This window comes from Mycobacterium sp. 29Ha, from assembly GCF_032883055.1.
Classification (GTDB): domain Bacteria; phylum Actinomycetota; class Actinomycetes; order Mycobacteriales; family Mycobacteriaceae; genus Mycobacterium; species Mycobacterium gallinarum.
Genome location: NZ_JAMQTI010000082.1, coordinates 1 through 1,019 on the forward strand (window position 1 = coordinate 1; position 1,019 = coordinate 1,019).

The window sequence follows — 1,019 nt, forward strand, 5'->3', positions numbered from 1 at the left end:
GTGTCGTTCTTGCAGCGTCCGGCCCGGTGGATGCAATTGTTGGCAACTCACACTCACCCATTTTCGGCGGCGCCGAATTTCGCGTTCGAGCTTGCCGCACGCAAAACCTCCGACGAGGACATGGCCGGACTCGATCTGGGCGACGTGGAATACATCTGCAGCGGAAGCGAACGGGTGCACCCGGCGACCCTCAAACGCTTCACCGACCGGTTCGCGCGCTTCAATCTTGCTGACTCGGTGGTCCGGCCCTCCTACGGGCTTGCCGAAGCAACGTTGTATGTGGCCACCAGCAGAGCGGGTCAACCACCCGTAATCGTGGACTTCGAGTCTGACAAACTTGCCGCCGGTCAGGCCAAGCGCTGCGCCAGCGGGGGCGGCACACCCTTGATCAGTTATCCGCTCACCGGTGCGCCCACCGTACGCATCATCGATCCCGACACTCAGACCGAGTGCGCGGAGGCAACGACCGGCGAGATCTGGGTGCACGGCGACAACGTCGCCCTGGGCTACTGGCAGAAACCAGAAGAGACCCAACGTACTTTCGGCGCCATGCTTGCCGCGCCGTCACCCGGCACGCCTGAGGGGCCGTGGCTGCGGACCGGGGATCTGGGCTTCGTCGCCGAAGGCGATTTGTTCATCGTCGGCCGCATCAAAGACCTCTTGATCGTCTACGGACGTAACCACTCACCCGACGACATCGAAGCCACCATTCAGGAAATCACCGGAGGCCGGGTCGCGGCGATCGCGGTGCCGAACGAAGAAATAGAACAGTTGGTCGTCATCATCGAAACCAAAAGGCGAGGCGATTCCGAGGAGGAAGTGATGCACAAATTCGACACCGTCAAACGTGAAGTCACCTCGGCGATCTCCAACGCACACGACCTCGCCGTCGCCGATGTGGTTCTGGTATCGCCTGGTTCGATACCCATCACGACAAGCGGCAAAGTGCGGCGAGCGACGTGCGTCGAACAGTACCGCCACGATCAGTTCGCCCGCCTGGACGCCTAACCCGACGGCGC

1 protein-coding gene is annotated in these 1,019 nt (G+C 62.0%); it reads left to right on the plus strand.

Features of this window, described 5'->3' with window-relative positions; all coding sequences use genetic code 11:
* A partial coding sequence (locus tag M1248_RS33280) for an AMP-binding protein (protein WP_317150942.1) occupies window positions 1-1,008 on the plus strand: 1,008 nt, incomplete at its 5' end.
* Between the last annotated feature and the right edge of the window lie 11 nt (window positions 1,009-1,019).